Annotated in this window: 11 protein-coding genes and 1 pseudogene; 6 read left to right on the top strand and 6 right to left on the bottom strand. The window is 53.6% G+C overall.

Going from position 1 to position 16,528, the window contains the following annotated elements:
- Positions 1-3: 3 nt before the first annotated feature.
- Positions 4-465, top strand: a complete 462-nt coding sequence (locus ACO6BQ_RS01080) for a hypothetical protein (protein ID WP_489118824.1) — start codon at positions 4-6, stop codon at positions 463-465.
- Positions 465-2,132: a ShlB/FhaC/HecB family hemolysin secretion/activation protein gene (locus ACO6BQ_RS01075; protein WP_489118942.1), complete on the top strand. Its 1,668-nt coding sequence runs from the start codon at positions 465-467 to the stop codon at positions 2,130-2,132. Before ACO6BQ_RS01080 ends, ACO6BQ_RS01075 begins: the two co-directional genes overlap by 1 nt.
- A gap of 173 nt (positions 2,133-2,305) precedes the next feature.
- Here ACO6BQ_RS01075 and ACO6BQ_RS01070 read toward each other — a convergent pair whose 3' ends face one another.
- From ACO6BQ_RS01070 to ACO6BQ_RS01055, 4 genes are all read right to left on the bottom strand, one after another.
- Positions 2,306-2,473, bottom strand: a complete 168-nt coding sequence (locus tag ACO6BQ_RS01070) for a hypothetical protein (RefSeq protein ID WP_489118822.1) — start codon at positions 2,471-2,473, stop codon at positions 2,306-2,308.
- A gap of 142 nt (positions 2,474-2,615) precedes the next feature.
- Complete coding sequence (locus tag ACO6BQ_RS01065; protein ID WP_489118820.1) at positions 2,616-4,190, bottom strand: recombinase family protein; 1,575 nt, start codon at positions 4,188-4,190, stop codon at positions 2,616-2,618.
- The gene (locus ACO6BQ_RS01060; protein ID WP_489118819.1) at positions 4,153-5,817 is read right to left on the bottom strand and encodes a recombinase family protein; all 1,665 of its coding nucleotides are present in this window, start codon (positions 5,815-5,817) and stop codon (positions 4,153-4,155) included. Before ACO6BQ_RS01060 ends, ACO6BQ_RS01065 begins: the two co-directional genes overlap by 38 nt.
- 49 nt (positions 5,818-5,866) lie before the next feature.
- On the bottom strand, positions 5,867-5,974 hold the full coding sequence (locus ACO6BQ_RS01055) for an SHOCT domain-containing protein (RefSeq protein WP_489118817.1): 108 nt from the start codon (positions 5,972-5,974) through the stop codon (positions 5,867-5,869).
- A gap of 644 nt (positions 5,975-6,618) precedes the next feature.
- On the opposite strand from ACO6BQ_RS01055, the gene ACO6BQ_RS01050 reads away from it, so the two are divergent.
- From ACO6BQ_RS01050 to ACO6BQ_RS01035, 4 genes are all read left to right on the top strand, one after another.
- Positions 6,619-8,820 (top strand): hypothetical protein, encoded by a 2,202-nt coding sequence (locus tag ACO6BQ_RS01050; protein WP_489118815.1) that lies wholly within the window; start codon positions 6,619-6,621, stop codon positions 8,818-8,820.
- A 227-nt stretch (positions 8,821-9,047) separates the two neighbouring features.
- Positions 9,048-9,920 carry a hypothetical protein gene (locus tag ACO6BQ_RS01045; RefSeq protein WP_489118813.1) on the top strand — a complete coding sequence of 291 codons (873 nt, stop codon included), beginning with the start codon at positions 9,048-9,050 and terminating at the stop codon, positions 9,918-9,920.
- Positions 9,847-12,453, top strand: coding sequence for an autotransporter outer membrane beta-barrel domain-containing protein (locus ACO6BQ_RS01040; RefSeq protein ID WP_489118811.1), 2,607 nt, complete (start codon positions 9,847-9,849; stop codon positions 12,451-12,453). The genes ACO6BQ_RS01045 and ACO6BQ_RS01040 overlap by 74 nt, the downstream gene beginning before the upstream one ends.
- A gap of 118 nt (positions 12,454-12,571) precedes the next feature.
- Positions 12,572-14,605 carry a S41 family peptidase gene (locus tag ACO6BQ_RS01035; protein WP_489118809.1) on the top strand — a complete coding sequence of 678 codons (2,034 nt, stop codon included), beginning with the start codon at positions 12,572-12,574 and terminating at the stop codon, positions 14,603-14,605.
- A 259-nt stretch (positions 14,606-14,864) separates the two neighbouring features.
- Here ACO6BQ_RS01035 and ACO6BQ_RS01030 read toward each other — a convergent pair whose 3' ends face one another.
- Together ACO6BQ_RS01030 and ACO6BQ_RS01025 are read right to left on the bottom strand one after the other, a co-directional pair.
- Positions 14,865-15,653 (bottom strand): ISL3 family transposase, encoded by a 789-nt coding sequence (locus ACO6BQ_RS01030; protein WP_489118807.1) that lies wholly within the window; start codon positions 15,651-15,653, stop codon positions 14,865-14,867.
- Between the two features lie 20 nt (positions 15,654-15,673).
- Positions 15,674-16,466 (bottom strand): annotated as a pseudogene (locus ACO6BQ_RS01025) (phage portal protein); the annotation flags it as partial.
- Positions 16,467-16,528: the final 62 nt, after the last annotated feature.

Raw genomic sequence — 16,528 nt, 5'->3', positions numbered from 1 at the left:
CTCATGGACAACCAGATGGTAGAAGTATTAAACAGTATTCGCTTTGCAGAGAGATATCAAGCTCTCCGCACACAGTATTCTTTTGATTCAAAAGAGCGCTTCAAAAACTATGATAACCAGTATGTCTTGGAGATGCTTCAAGAGATAGGTTATACATCTGTAAAATATCGGAAAAGAGAGGATTTTTTTCAAGCAAAAAAGAAGAGCAACATATACGAATTTAGATATCATATATGTATAAAGTATGGTATTGCCGAATTGATGTGGTATGCTATGAAGGATAATAAATATTATGAAGGGGGTACTTTCCCAAATTTAGAATATGAACTGCTGAATTTAGAAAATGGAAATCGTTTGCCAAATTTCCGCAACTACGAGGATCTCCATGGAATTCTCACAACAGCATTTCAGATGTTCGAAGATATGACAACTGAGTTTTTGAAAGTATATGGTGATTCTACTTGATGCAACTCAACCGCCCCTCAACCTTCCTCCTCATCCCCATCCTCTCCCTCTTTGCCGTCCCAGCTATCGCTGCCCCTGCACAGCAAGAGCAGCTCGATCAGTCACGTACGCAGGAGGCAGAGCGGCAGGAGCGGCTTGGTGAGGAGCGCGTGGAGACGATTGTCGCCCCTCCACCCTCTACTGATCTTCCCGCAGATGAGAGCGTTCGATTCCACATCTCTCAGATCACGATTGAGAACCAAGTGGAGCGATTCCGCTTTCTCGAACGCACCACTCGTCCCTACAAGGATAAGGAGCTGTCTCTCAGCGACATCAACAAGCTCATCAATGCGATGAATCAGTCCCTCATGGCTCGTGGGTTCTCTACGAGCCGTATTGTTGTGCCGGAACAGAATCTCTCATCGGGAGAACTGCGTCTCGTTCTGCAGATCGGCTACATCAACGCCGTTCGTTTTGACGAGGGCAGTGATGCCCTCTACTGGAAGAATCTCTTTCCCTTCCACGAAGGAGATATTCTGAATGTACGCGACATCGAGCAGGGCATCGAACAGGCAAAACGTCTCCCCTCACAGGATATCTCCGTCAAGCTCCTCCCCTCGGATCAGCCACAGAGGACGGATGTCGTTCTCACGGTAAAACGTGGAAAGAATTTCTACGGTACGATCTCCGTGGATGACTCGGGGCTTGAGGATACGGGAAAGCTCCAATGGTATACCTCCATCGGCATCGACCAGCCCTTTCACAAGAACGATATGCTCCGCATCGGTATGAACCTCGACGGTGCACAGGACGGCTATGAGAAGGGAACGCGCGGGCATAACATCAGTTATACCTATCCCTATGGACGGCATACATTCTCGTTTTCCTATCAGCGTTCCAAATATCATCAGACGGTAGAGAGTATTCCCTATAACTTCATCAGTGCAGGAGATTCCAATATTTCTACACTGTCATGGGACTATGTACTGCATCGCTCGGCTGCGATGAAGACGAGCATGGACATTCGTCTGCGGAAACGGAACTCACACAGCTTCTTGAATGATGTCGAGCTGCCCATTCAAGCGATGCACCAGACCTCGATGGAGGTCGGTTTTGCTGAGAGGCTCTATCTGCAGCGCAATACGCTCTATTTCCGTCTGGCGCACAGGTTCGGTCTCGGATGGATGGGTGCGCAGGAAGAAAAGGCTTTTGCCGATGCGCCAAAGACACTCTATCGAATGTGGCTGCTCGATGTGGACTTTGTGCATCCATTTGAGTTCAGTCATCGCCCCGCAACATTTACAACATCCTTTTACGGGCAGTATACGATGGATGGGATGCGGCTCTACGGAGTAGATATGATCAGCATGGGCAATCGCTATACGGTGCGCGGCTTCGACGGTGAGGTCACGCTGATGGGGACAAACGGATGGTATCTGCGGAACGAGTTCGCGACACGGTTTCCGAAACAAAAGGCGGAACTCTACCTCGGGTTTGATGTCGGTGCGGTCTACGGGTATGGAGCCGATCTCTATAACGGACATACGATGATGGGCGCAGCAATCGGACTCCGTGGCTCGATTGATACGGTCTCCTATGATGTCTTTGCGGCGATGCCCATAAGAAAACCCGAGGGATTCCATACATCGGATGTGACGAGCGGATTCTCCCTCGGGGTAAAGTTCTAAATAAGTCTGATAGAGGGGCATCGCCCCTCTTTTTTTATGCCATCAATATAAATTCGATACTTTTCTCCCATTAGGGGTGTCAAAATCCGAACTCGTAAAAATGCCCGCGAAACCAGTTCCCGTATAGCTTCCTAAACTCTCACATTTTTTCTTTTGAGAGTGTCTCAGGGGTGTCAAACGGTTTGACCCCCCTGCCAGTAAGTCGAGCTTTCATCAAACGAAAAATCAGTGAACATCGTCAAAAAACAAAGCGCCTCCAGAGCAGAAAACCTCTGAAAGCCCTCGCAAACTAGGGATTCACGCCGCATAGGAGCAATTACCTTTGTATCATTTTCACGCATAAAACATCCCCCTGCACGGTTACTTTGATACGCTGACATTTTTCCTTTGAACCCTTACATTTTTCCTGTACTCTGACATTTTTCAGGGTGTCAAAATAAAAAAAGCGGGAGTCGGTTTCTCTCACCGATTCCCGCTCATCGTCTATCTGTCCAGTTTTATCTCGCTGCCGTCCTTGAATGTGACCGTCACTTTTGCCTTATCATGCACGGTGATGAAATCCACCATGGAGAGCCAGAGGTCGTCATCGAACTCGGCAATCAAATCCAGGCCGCTCAATTTTCGCAGGAATAGGGAAACTTGTTCGCCCCGCGCCGTTCGATCGTTGATTTGCTCGATGGTTGCATCATGCCGCTTCTTTGCTTTTTCGTACCTCGCTACGAGGTTCTGATATCGTTCTTCGTACTCCGTCTGGTCTTGAGCGATGCGGGCGTTTTCCTTAATGCAGTCCTCCACCAGTCTTGCCGTGACATTCAGTTCATTTTCCAGTGCCCTGCGCTCCTCGACAAGTGCCGTGGTGGAGAACAGCTTTTCCCGCATCATTTCGTAGGTAGAGATAATCTCCTCTTTTTCGGCAAGCAGCAGATTGACGGCACGAACGAACAGTTCCTTGATTTCGTCCTCTGTAAAATGCGGCGTGCTGCATTTCGTGCCGCGAAACTTGTGATTGCATTGCCAAATAACCCGTTTGTACTTATCCGTGGAGTGCCACGTTTTCGAGCCGTACCAAGAACCACAGTCGCCGCATCTAAGTTTACTTGAGAAAATGCTGACAGAGCTGATTCTGTCCCTCCCCCGCTTGCGCCCCTCCATCATCCGCTGCACCATGTCGTAAACATCCGGGTCGATGATTGGCGCGTGACTGTGCTCCACATAGTAACTCGGGACTTGCCCGGTGTTCTTGACGGTTTTCTTGGTCAGAAAATCTGGGGTAAATGTCTTTTGGAGAAGTGCCCGCCCACAGTATTTCTCGTTACGAAGGATGCTGCTCACGGTACTGTCACTCCACCGGGTTTTTCCACTGGGCGTTTTGATGCCTTCCTCGGTCAGCACTTTCGCTATGCCGTAAGGAGACATACCCTTGATGTAGAGCGCATAAATCCTGCGGATCACCTTTGCCTCTTCCTCGTTGATGACAAGCGTTCCATCCTCACCCTTGTCATAACCGAGAAAATGGCTATAGCCGAGGCTGAATTTCCCGTCCGTCATTTTCTTGCGAATGCCCCAATTCACATTCTCTGAGATGGAGCGGGATTCCTCCTGACTGAGGCTCGCCAAAATGGTCAAGAGCATTTCCACTTTGGGATCAAATGTTTTAAGGTTCTCTTTCTCGAACCAGACCTCCACACCATGCTCTTTCAGTTTTCGTATGGTTGTGAGGCTGTCCACGGTGTTTCTCGCAAAGCGCGACACAGATTTCGTGAGAATCAGTTGGATTTTGCCGTCCAGGGCATCCTGCACCATCGCCTTGAACGCCTCGCGCTTCCGGGTATTGCAGCCGCTGATTCCTTCATCGGCGTATACCTTGACGAACGCCCAATCTGCACGGCTCTTGATGTACCGCTCGTAATAATCGCATTGGGCGGCATAGCTGCTCTGCTGCTCCTCCTCATCCGTAGAAACCCGCGCATACGCCGCAACTTTACGCTTTTCTGTGGCAGATAAGGGCTGCGCCGAGAATTTATTGACGCTGGCGGGGATGACCGTTACGCTTCTCATTGTCTATTCGCCTCCTTGTGGCAATGCGCTGTTCCTGCTTTTTCAGTTCAACCGTCCGCCGCTTTTGGACGGTATCGAACAGTTCTTTGCTGACAATCGGTGCGTGGTCATTCTCGATAACCTCATCCACACCGCTTTCCGTAAACTGTCCCTTGATGGTTCGATTGCCGATGTAGAAATCGCTGTCGAGAACGGTTGTTACCACACGGCGGGAAAATCTGCCCCGAATGCTCTGATAGCCCTTGGATTCGAGTTCACGCGAAATGTCGGAGATGTTCCATCCCTCGGCATAGTATTGATACACCAACTGCACGGCTTCTGCCTCTTTTGGAACAATCACATAACCGTTTTGGCTCCATGTGTAGCCGAAGGGCTTTCTGTGCGGGTCGGTGTATTTCTTCTCGTCCTGACTGAAATAATGGATGCGGGCGGTTTTCACCGTGCCATCATAAAAATGGAAGACGAGACTGTCCGTATCGGTGGTGAGAATCTTCTCCACGGTCTTGGCAAACACATCCTCATCAAATTCGGATAACCCCAGAACCTCACGACACGCCTCCCACAGCCGATACCCACGGATGTTCCTTGCATCGCACATTCGCTTGTGAATTTTGCCGTAGCAAAACCAATGCTCCTGCAAGCCGTCATGCCTGTTGGTTTTGGTCACGCCCTTGACGAAATGTGCGCCACATTTGCTGCAGATGATTTTTGCCGAGAAACAGCTCGGCTTTACAATGCGATGTGCCGCCGGATTGAACTCGTAGCTCGCCCTGATTTTCTCCTGCACCTTCTCAAACGTAGCACGGTCAATGATGGCAGGATGATTGTCCTTGATGTAATAGCGCGGCAGCTGACCCTTGTTCTCGATGATTCTGTGCGTCCGAGGATTTTCCGTAATATAGCGTTGCAGGAGAACGTCCCCGACATAGACCATGTTCTGCAAAACATAGCGGATAAAGAACATGGAGCAGGCGTACCCGTGGCTCTCTAGCCAGCGGGAAGTCTGCCGAAGGGGTACGTCCCTCAGGAAATTATCATAGATCACCCGTATGGCATTTGCCTCTTCCTCGCAGATAACGAAGGATTTTCCGTCCCATCGGTAGCCATAAGCTGCCGTGTGCCATTGCTTCCCTCGCTCGAATTTCTTCCGAATCGCCCATTTGGCATTCTCGGACTGACTGCGGCTTTCCTCTTCTGCAAAGCCTGCCAAAATGCTGAGTAAAAGTTCACCGTCAGACGAGAGGGTATGTATATTCTCTTTCTCGAACCGCACTTCTACGCCGATGGATTTTAGATGGCGCACGGTTTCCAATAGATCAACCGTGCTGCGGGCAAACCGCGAAATGCTCTTGCAGAGAACAATGTCTATTTTCCCGGCATTGCAGTCGTCGATGAGGCGCTGAAATTCTGCTCTGCGTCGGATGTCGCCGCCGGAGATGCCGCTGTCGGCATAAACGCCGGCATAGATCCATTCGGGATTGCTTTGGATACGTTCACTGAAGTAGCTAACCTGCGCCGAAAGCGAATGGTTCAGTCTGTCCGATTCCATCGAGATGCGGGCATACGCCGCCACGCGTTTCCTCGGCTTCAAAGCGACGACAGGTTCTATTTTTCTTACCTTAGCCACTCTATCCACCTCCTTCCCATCCTATATATTGCTCTGTGAGGCGGATTTATCAAGCATTTTCCGATAAAAGACGGCCAAGATACGGCTGATATTTTGCAAGGAGCATGGTGTCGATTTCAGCGTACTCATCCGCCGTGATGAGGCCTTGCTCCCGCATGGTTTATTGCCTTTGTCACGATTCTTGTTCCACCACTTCTCCCGACATTCTGACGAGCAGAACTTCCGCTGTTTTCTCTTCGGCATCTGCATCAGCGGCTTGCCGCAAGCAAGGCACACGCCAGATGAGGAATTGCCCGTCAATTCGTTGTTGCGGCAAAAGGACTTCACCGTGTTTACGGATATGCCGACCGTCCACCAGAAATCCACGATGTGATATGGTCAACGGTTCTTGACAAGCGCATCAAATTCGTTTCGCCGTTTCGGTTGACAACGGCGGGAAAATTAGATAAATTATAATCAAAGTATAGGAATCACCGATAAATTCATCTCCCCATCTTCACACATCTACACTGTCCTCTCGTCGTCGACAAATCCTCGACGTAGCACTGCTACGCCTGCAGGTTTTCTCCTTGCTGAGCCGTCCAAGAGCCAAGTCCGAAGGACGCAGGCGATTGGGCAACGGCACGTATGCGAAAACGTCCCAAGAATCGAAGTGCAAAGCGCACCGCATGATTGGCTGACGTTGAGCGCTGCAGGAACAGCGCATCTGTGCAAATCTGGGCAACTTCATTTTATCAGCGTTTCCTATAGTAACAAGAACCCTGTCTACAATGATAGGAGGCGACCACGAGGTTGAAGAACATGAGCAAGAAGCAGCGGCTGATGATCTCGGTGGCGTTGGCCTTGGGGACGATTTTTCCTTCTTTGGGCGGCGTGGTTCATGCGGAGGAAAGCTCCCAATACAAGAACGCCGCCTTCGATGAAGCGACGGGAGTAAAAGACAGCGATAATAATCTCTATGCCGGTCGGTCAACGGTTGGCAACTCCACCGTCCACAACAGCCTCACTGTCAATAGCGGCTCCTTCCGGGATGTATTCGGCGGCAAGACGGAAGGAAGCGGCACGGAAGCGACTGACAAGAACGAGAGCCGGGAGAACCATGTCACCTTGAACGGCGGTAAGATGAAAAGAAACGTATTCGGCGGCTACACGGATAAGGGCAAAGCCAAACAAAATATCGTTACCATGACGGGCGGTGAAGTGGGCTGGACCGTCTTTGGCGGCTATGTGGATAAAATCGGAGAGGCTCAAAACAACCAGGTGAGCGTGACAGGCGGCAGCACATGCAATCTCTTCGGCGGCCATGTAGAGTTCGGCAACGCCGACGGCAATATCGTCAACCTTAACAACGGCACGGTCAAGGAACAACTCTTCGGGGGATTTGTGTTTGATGGAAACGCCAATAAAAACACAGTGACCGTGGCGGGGGGAAGCGTAGGCGACGCTGTCTATGGTGGCTACGCGCATGGGAGCGGCAATGCCGATAAGAATACGGTGACCGTGACAGGCGGCACGGTGAAGGATGTCTACGGAGGTCTATCAAAGAGCGGCAGTGCCTCGGAGAACACCGTGGATTTGGGCGCGGTGACCGTCATCGGCGATGTCATCGGCGGCAGCGTGAAAAACGAAACGGGCAACACCAACAAAAACATCATCCATCTGAGAGGTACCGCTGTGAAGGGAGCCGTCATCGGCGGCAGTGCGAAAAACGGTACCGACAATACCCTCATCGTCCACTCTCACGCCAAAGGCGCTTCCATCGGCTCCCTCCAAGGCTTCCAAAACGTCCACTTCTACATCGAAAATGATGCCGTGAGCGCGTCCTCGCCCATGTTGACGATCCAAAGCAGTGCTGATCTCATCGGCAAAGGCATCGGTGTCAAACTGGACGGCGGCGCGAAACTCCTACACGTCGGCGACACCGTCCGCCTCCTCCAAACGACGGGCGACCTCACTACCGACGCCGTCATCGACAACCAACGCAAAGGTCAACACGGCAGCTCCTTCAAGTACGAATTTAAAATCACCAAGGCCGCCGATGACAGCAAAGCGCTCATCGCCACCGTCACTAACGCTGAAATGGATCCTTCCACCACGAAATCCTACGTCGAAACCCGCGCCGCGCTGACAGATCTGGTGAACCGCGCTGGCGACGCCATGGCGGGCGAACACCTTGCCGCCGCGAAGAAGGCTGCGTCCAGCGGCCAAGGCGGAGCGGAAATGGATCGCTATCAAGTCTGGGCGGGCATGGGCGGTAGCACCATGCGAGTGGAATCCGGCTCCCACGTTGACACGAAAGGCTGGAGCATCGGACTTGGCTGGGCGCGCCGAGATGCCGGAAAAGCCGATGACGTCCTCTTTAGCCCCTTCGTCGAATACGGGCGTGGCACCTACGATTCCTACTTAGACGACGGCACCCACGGCAGCGGTGCCATGATCTACTTGGGTCTGGGGCTTTTGGTGCGGACGGAAACGAAGACCGGTCTGTGGTACGAAGGCTCGATTCGGGGCGGGCGCTCCACCAGCGACTACAACGGCAACACGGCATCCTATGACGGATCGAACCTCTACTACGCAGCGCACCTTGGCATAGGCAAAGAGATAAAACGCAAGGAACACGCCGCTTTCTCGCCGTATCTTCGCTACTTCTACTCTCACCAAAACAGCCTGACCTCGACGCTTACGAGCGGCGAAGTCTACGACTTCGGCAGCGTGGACTCCCATCGCGTTCGCGTGGGCTTCCGGTACACCCATACGGTGAGCGACGCCAATGAATTCTATGCGGGGATTGCCTACGAATACGAATTTGGCGGAGAAGCATCCGCCTCCTACCAAGGGAACAGCACGCCCAGCCCGAGCCTCAAAGGCGCGAGCGGTATGTTGGATCTTGGCCATCGTTTCACGCCCAAGGGAGAACGCCTCACCTATGACATCCACCTCACCGGCTGGCAGGGCATTCGCCGCGGCTTCTCCGGCGGTGCGCAAGTGACATGGGCGTTCTAAGGAAACACTGATAAAATGAAGTTGCCCGGATTTCCCCAGATGCGCTGTGCCGATCTAGGATTTGTCGACGACGAGAGGACAGTGTAGATGTGTGAAGATAGGCGGCTGAATGATGGTGGTTGGCTGGAGCAGAAAGATTCGCCGATCAAAAGCGGACGTTCCGATCCCATAGATCGGAAGGAGAAAACCTTTAGGGAAACACTGATGCATTGGAGGTACGACTTATCATGAAGCGACATATCCGTAAAAAACAGGCGCTGGCTCTCTTTTGCCTCTGCGTCTTCGCAGGCCATTCAGGCACAGCCGCCGCTTCCAGCGACTACACGACGGCAAACAACGTCTTTCATCTTCATTTTTTGGATGAAGGTGAGCCGGATCCCACCGGCGAAGGTGAAACCTCCACCTATACGTTGTCCGCGTTTCAAAAGCAGATCATCGCCTTGGCCGCAGAGCGATGGAGCTATATCCTGCGCGACGGGAAAAGGCTGCCGCTGCACATCCTTGTCGGCACCGAGGATGCTCGCAACGCTTTCGGCGGCACGTTTATTTCCAACGATCTGCCCCGCGAGGACGGGATATATCCTACACGCTCGTACACCATGCTGATGACGGAAACCCCTTCTTCCCAAAAGTATGGGGGATTTATGGTCATCGGCAAGGGGATGTTCCCCCCGACAGCCCCAGAGACGGATCCTTGGACGCCGCTGCCACAGGAAGACGATGCCGCCTTTCATCCTGCCACGTTCCATGAATTTGGACATGTGATGGGAATGGTAGGTTTTTTTGAGACGACGCCTCCTCACTTTCCCTCCGACCTTTTCACCTTCCAGAGATTTCTCTACGATCACCGAGGCGTTCGCGCCAAGCCGAATCTTGCCATAAAAACAGACAATTACCAGCCGGACAGCGATGAATATTTCGACCTTCCGGGCTTTTTCGGCAATCTCGACGGACGTCAGCGTCTGCCGTATTTCTATGGGCCTGAAGTCGCCCGGGTATTGGCGGGGCAGCAGCTGGAAGCATACGATGCTCACGGATACCCCATCGGGCAAAGGGTTCCGGGGGGTTCCGCTCAATGGCAACGAGGGAGAGCCGGGTGACCAGGACGACTTAAGTCAGATACCGCACAGCGAACTGCGAAATTCCTTGATGAGCCATCAGCGGTGGCGTAATTACAATACGTTCATGGAGCTTGAGCTGGCCATCTTCCAAGATCTCGGCTACTCCATCGACCGGCGGGATTTCTTCGGACGCTCCATCTACGGCGATGATCAGGAGGTTTACAACACCGCGCCCTACGCGGCGCGGACTGCCGACCATACCGACTATATCCGTGGCGCATATAGCCGCACCCCCTGGGGGATGGGGCTGCACATTTACGGCAGCCGCAACCGCGTGACCCAGGCGGCGGATCTGCTGACCGAAGGAGCGGCAGCCGTCGGCATACGGGTGGACGGAGTGAAAAACGATGTCGATGTTGCGGGCGGCACGACGATACGCGCCGATGGAAAGAACGGCAACGGACTGCTCGTCGCTTACGGGCGCGATCACCGCCTGACGCTGCGCCCCGACAGCCGGGTGACGGCACTCGGGCACGGCGGCATCGGTGCAGCCTTCGATTTCGGTACGAATCTCATGGGAAAGAATGGAGGTGCGCGTGCATCCTACGCTGTATTTTCCAAAAATACAGAGTTAATACCTGCTGCTGTCGCTATGAACGGTCCCCTGGTGTCGGATTTTACGGTGCAGGGCACCATCGTCGGACGGCGGGCAGCCATCTACATGAGCGACAACGCTTATGTAAAGAACATCACCGTCGACACGGGGGCGCACATCGAGGGCGACATCATCAACAAATGGCAATATGACGATTCCGACATCAGCGATACGCGTATGCGGCGCCGTCTGGAGGGCGCTCCGCTCCCCATCACCACCTTGACCTTCGCCGGGCAGAATTTACGTTACAGCGGCAATATTGACGGCAGCAAAAATACGCGCCTCGTCATCTCCGGCGACCTTTCCTATGGCGGCGAAGCCAATGTCCTTTCTGCCGCCGTTGCGCCGGGAGGTGCGCTCTTTGGCGGTCATTACCGGTTGTATCCGGCACCGGATCATACCCTTTCCGTTTCGCTTGCAGGCGATCCACACACGCTGTCGGATGTGGGCGTATTCACCAATCGGGGGCTTCTTGCGCCCGTCGGAGAGTCGCTGACCATCGAGGGCGATCTCGTCAGCAGCGGCACGTTCGGTCTTGCTACCGGCGCGGACGGCAGCGCGGCGCATCCGATTGCTGTGCGCGGCACGGCAAATGTTGACGGCTCCGCCTTGACTGCCCTGCCCGGACAGGTCTATCGCCCCGATACATCCTATACGTTCCTGACCGCCACTGGGGGCGTGACGGGTGCGATGATCGGTGAGGGTGCGCCGTTCTCCGGCTTTCTCGGCATTTCCTCCTACCGGCGCAGCACTGATGCCTACCGTGCCACCTTCACGCCGGGCAATTATTTGGGCACTCTTGACAGCCGTCAGCAGATGGTCTTCCATAGCCTCGCTGCCCTTTGGCAGCACACCGATGCCGAAGGGCAAGAGCAGATCGGCCGTCTTTATTCCCTATCGGGGGATGCCGGGCGGCAAGCTCTCACCGCTCTTGCGGATGGCAGCAGTTCCGATGTGGCCGCAGCCGCCTTCGCCCGCCCCCTGGTGCGCGGTGCTTTGACGGCGCGGCAATCGTACCTTTCCCATGGGACGAGGATTCCCATTTCTTTGCGTCCCCTTCGCGATCAAGGCGGCTTTGGCTCACCGGGACTTGTCCTCCCCGTCGAGATGGCAGCCTCGTCGGGACTTTGGCTTCGCACCGGGCGCACGTGGAGCGAAATCGGCGGCACATCGGGGCAGGGCTACACCCTGTCCCTCGGCTATGATCGTCCCATCTCCCCACGCTGGATGCTGGGCGGCCTCTTTAGCTATGGCAGGGAACGCCTCTCTCGCGAGGCCGATAAATTCACCGTACGGGATCATCGCCTCGCGCTCTATGGCATCTACCGAAGCGGCCCTCATGACGGCTGGCTGACAATATCCGTCGGGCGGCAGGAAAATGACGGTCAGCGCGTTTTCTTTGCCCCTCTTTTTACCGCCGCCAACAGCAGGTATCACAGCACCACCATCGAGCTGGCGGGACGCTACAGCTATGATCTCGACGATGGACGAGAGGGCGTTTGGCACAACAAGCCCTTTGTTGCGGCGGATCTCATTCATTACCGCCAGAGCGGCTTTCGCGAAACTGGCGCCGGCGTTTGGAACCAATCGCTTGACAGTGCGCAAGCGACGTATAGCGACTTGCACCTCGGCTGGTCGTGGGAACGGGATTTTTCCGGCGACGGCTTTGTAACCTTCGATCTCGGTTGGAAGGGAATCCTCTCCGGTCATGCGCCTGGCGTTGCCGCTCATCTGTCCGCGGCTCCTGAATATTCCTTCCATCAGCAGCGTGCCGTCGACCGTGCCCGCTTCACCATGAATCTTTGCGGCAGCAAAGACATCGGTGGCGGCTGGCGCGTCAGCGGCGAAGCCGGATTGGAAAAAGGCGTCCATGACCATATCACATCTGCCATGATCAATTTGAACCGCGCATGGTAGGAGATTCATGCGATCATTACGAAGAATGTTGTGGTCAAACGTTTTTGTAAACTCTGTTTTAGAAGATTTTTTCGTAGGCAAGGCTTACAAAACATATGATACAAGGGGGAAGTTTGAGATGATGAAAGGTAAATCGTTAGCCAAGAGATTTCTTGGCTTGTCCGCGCTCTGTCTGTGCTTTTCGGTGCCGGCGGCCACTTTTGCTGCTGTGACAGGATCTGCGGATGTCCGTGTCTATGACGGGCGACTGGACAAATATGAAACGCTCAAGGTATACCATACGGATCGACAGCCCACGGTGCCGTACGTTTCTGCGGTGGAGTATCTGGGGAATCTCTATGATGCGGGCGAGATCGCGTTCCATGCGGACGAGGCGAACAGCGTTTTGACAGCAGTCCGTAATGGCATTGAGGTGACGTTCGACAGCCGTGAGGATACGTTGGTCTGCGCGGATTGGGATGCGTTTTTCGGCTCCTACGGGGCGAGGGCGCTGCCAAACGGCATTTTAGGGCCGCACGAGTTCAATGCACAGGCCGTATCGAGGAAGCACCCCTCCACGGAAACGGCAGCCCGCGGCTTTGCGATTGACCTAAAACGCTACGAGCAGGATATTGTCTGGCATGAGGACGATGTACTCCTGCCCTTTGCCGTTCTGCAGAATGTCTTCGCTACACCGATGCGGGCAAACAGGCTGTCCTTTAACGGCGACAGCTTCTACGATATCAGCGAACCAATGACAAAACACATCTACGGCTTTGAGCGTAATCCCCTGCTTCGGAAAAATGCCTATGCCGATGCCTATTACGCGGGCAGCTTTTCCAAGCGGAAGGACATTCCGGCAGATTATGCACGCTATGCCTATGGCACGAATTGCCTGCTGTTTGATATGTACTATGGGCATAAAGAAGAAAAGGGCATTAAGGATTTCGATAGCTACTTGGCGGAGAACGGCTTGAAGGAAGACTTGCTGTCTACCGACAGGAAAAAAAGCGATGAGGCGTTCCTGAGCCTCATCTACAAGCTCTTTGACAGCGGACATGACGATATCTTGCTGCGAACGGGGGTATTCCATACAGGATCGATCGCAGAGCTGCAGGAAGTATTCCAGATGTACGGGCCGAAGGGCACGCTCGATGCGTTGCAGCGTCTCGTCTATCGGCTGGATGACAAGGGAGTCGATTTCCTTTCAGGGGAGGTCGGTACCTATGCACAGTATGCAGCAGCCTGCGAGGATCTGCAACTCGATCCCATCCTGCTGCGCTATATTTTCCGTGGCGGCAGCAAAGAACCGGAGGCTTCCTGGCTGGCGGATGCGCAGGAACTTCTGAAAGTCAGAGGCACTGCGGATGAACAGATTGAAGTAGAGCCGGTCACGGGGGTGAGCCAGAGTAGGGAGCTCAGTTCTTTCATTCAGACCGTCAAACACATCGAAACACTCAAGCCGGAGGATTTCAGTGCGGCTCGGGTAGATATCATTGACGATACCGCGTTCATCTACTTTGAGAATTTCAACGAGTCAGGAAATGAAGCGAGCTTCTATTTCGCCCCCCCCTCCGAAGAGGTTTATGACAGCAGCACCTTTGGTCTTTTCTATGATGCGTTTGCACAAATCCAGCAGATGCCGCAGGTCAAACGGGTAGTCATTGACCTCTCGGCGAATGGCGGCGGCTCGGTGGGCGCCTTGACCGCCGTTCTGGGGTTTCTCGCGCCTGACGGTGAGGCGAATATCACCTATTATAATACGCTCAACCAAAACTACTGCTCGGAATGGTACCATGTGGATACGAACTTAGACGGACATTTCGATGGCAGAGATGGCTTCGGCGGGCAATATGCGTTTTATATCCTGACCAGCGGCTACTCGTATTCCTGCGCCAACGCGCTGCCGTTCTTCGCGCAGCAGGGCGGCTTGGCCAAGGTCATCGGCGAGCAGCCGGGCGGCGGTGATTGTCTGCTCCTCCCCTTTCAAGATACTTATGGACATGTCGCAAACATGTCCTCGAATCTGAAACTGGGGCGCATGAAGGGCGGAAGCTTTTGCAGCACGGAACATGCGGTCAAGGTTGATATTCCTTTTGGCGTCCAGGCCGACAAGCTGTACTTTAACTATGCCGCTATCGTGAAATTGCTGCATGAACGCGATGCGCTGTAATTTCTTCTATTTGCGCTTCAAACGCACTGTACTGGCTGCTCTGTTATGGCGATGCTCTCGCACACTGTAGCTGATTGCCCCGCAGGAGCGGCGTTCACTGCCGTAGCCGAAGAGGCAGACCGGTACTATTGTCGCACGATTCTATTTTACACCTGCCTCTGCCCTTTTACTAGGGCAGAGGCTCTTTTTGTAGCTCCTCGCTGTTTGGTATGGGCAGACGAAAAGGAACGAACGTTCCCTATATTCATGCAGTCTTCTACTAATGGACAAATTGTAGGGTTTGGATGTTGAGGTTCAGCTTGCCGCATCCTAGATAGATCATGGTCTTGAAATATTCATCATTCCTGAACCCTCGGGCGCGACGCTTGATGTTTTGTGTGATGCTGTTCATCCCTTCTGGAATGGCGTTCGTATAGGGGTGCTCGAAGTAGTGCAGGATCTCGTCCCAATGATTGCGGATCGTGCCGCAAAACTTCTTCATGGGTTCCAGCCTTGCGTGCATCATCCAGCTGCAGAGCTTTTTCAAACGCTGTTCCGCCTCGTCTCGATGGACGGACTGCTCGTAGATTTCCTGCAATTCGATGCGCATAGCACAGGCACGCGCTGTCTTTAAATGCTTCTTTTGGAGCGTTTCCTTTTTCTCTCGCTGTTTTTCCGTCAGATTGGCATCATTCTTCAACCACAGATACTTGGAGTTCTTCAATAAGACGTTCTCCTTGGCTTCCATTTTGCGAACCTTGTCCACGGCTTCGTTGGCATGTTTGATTACATGGAACTTGTCGATGATAGTCTGACTGTTCTCGAAGGATTCCTGAATCCCCTTGCGGAAACCGAGCGACATGTCGCAGGTGATGAGACCGACGCTTTCCGTATTGCCTCGGTGGGCTTCAAAGTCGGCAGCGAACCGCTGGACAGTTGTAGAATCCTTGCCATCAGTCACGAAGATGACTTTGCGCCGGGACAGGTCGGCGACGACCGTGATGTAGGTATGCCCCTTCTTGCCGGTTTCATCCATGCCGATGGCGGTGACTTCGGAATAGTCCTCCAACGCGCGATCCTTGTCCACATTCGGATGTCGTTGGCGGAAAGCCAACCGTTCTGTCTGCCGATGGCATATCCCTCCATGCGGCTCTTGTAGTCTCCGCGCAAAAGCCCATCGACTTTGAAGCGAATGAAATACTCCTTCTGCTCCTTATCCGTAAGCAGGGCTTTCTGCAGCGACTGCTCCCAGCGCACCACCCACGGATTCAGCGTGTACTTCACGAACTCCAACGACTGCTGCTCGATGTTGTTGAAGCTGGATTTTTCCAAGTCGCCAATCATGTGCGGCGGCACACGATAGAGCCGCACAATCTCGTCGATCTGGAACTTCCTCATCTCAAGGAACTGAGCTTCCTCCGGCGGGATGGCAATCTGCTGATACTTGACGCCCTCCTGGAGGACGGCAATCCTGCCCGTGTTCATCGTACCGCCGTAGACGGCGTGCCAGCTTTCACGGAGCTTCGACGGGGCTTTCAATACGCCCGGATGCTTGAGGACACCACCGGGACGTGCACCGTTGGCAAAGAAAGCAGAGCCATACTCCTCGCAAGCAAAGGTCATGCCTACGGCGTTCCGCGCCATCGCAATGGGGGAGTAGCCCACCAAGCCGTCAAAGCCCAAGCCCGGAATGTGCAGGACATCCTCCCGCCGCAGCTTGATTGACTGGTCACTTTTGAGTTTCGGATTGGCATTGATTGCTCATGGGCGTGTAGGTATAAACAAGTTCTCCATGCTCGTCCCGGTCAACGCTCATGCGATTGGGGAGCAGGGGATAAAGCCCCACCACATACCTCATACCGTCCCTTATAATTTGCGAAAAAATTTTCCGGCGAATTGTCAAGTCAAGTGCAACACCTTATTGAAAAAGACTTCATAAGGAGT

The organism is Centipeda sp. (in: firmicutes) (assembly GCF_057271695.1).
Note: the sequence above shows the minus strand (reverse complement) of the source record. Positions and strands in the feature narration are given on the sequence as shown.

Bases quoted from the DNA above. Each gene is read 5' to 3' on its own strand.
- ACO6BQ_RS01080 (WP_489118824.1), top strand. From the start codon at position 4: ATGGACAACCAGATGGTAGAAGTATTAAACAGTATTCGCTTTGCAGAG.
- ACO6BQ_RS01075 (WP_489118942.1), top strand. From the start codon at position 465: ATGCAACTCAACCGCCCCTCAACCTTCCTCCTCATCCCCATCCTCTCC.
- ACO6BQ_RS01070 (WP_489118822.1), bottom strand. From the start codon at position 2,473: ATGCGTGAAAATGATACAAAGGTAATTGCTCCTATGCGGCGTGAATCC.
- ACO6BQ_RS01065 (WP_489118820.1), bottom strand. From the start codon at position 4,190: ATGAGAAGCGTAACGGTCATCCCCGCCAGCGTCAATAAATTCTCGGCG.
- ACO6BQ_RS01055 (WP_489118817.1), bottom strand. From the start codon at position 5,974: ATGCGGGAGCAAGGCCTCATCACGGCGGATGAGTACGCTGAAATCGAC.
- ACO6BQ_RS01050 (WP_489118815.1), top strand. From the start codon at position 6,619: ATGAGCAAGAAGCAGCGGCTGATGATCTCGGTGGCGTTGGCCTTGGGG.
- ACO6BQ_RS01045 (WP_489118813.1), top strand. From the start codon at position 9,048: ATGAAGCGACATATCCGTAAAAAACAGGCGCTGGCTCTCTTTTGCCTC.
- ACO6BQ_RS01040 (WP_489118811.1), top strand. From the start codon at position 9,847: ATGCTCACGGATACCCCATCGGGCAAAGGGTTCCGGGGGGTTCCGCTC.
- ACO6BQ_RS01035 (WP_489118809.1), top strand. From the start codon at position 12,572: ATGATGAAAGGTAAATCGTTAGCCAAGAGATTTCTTGGCTTGTCCGCG.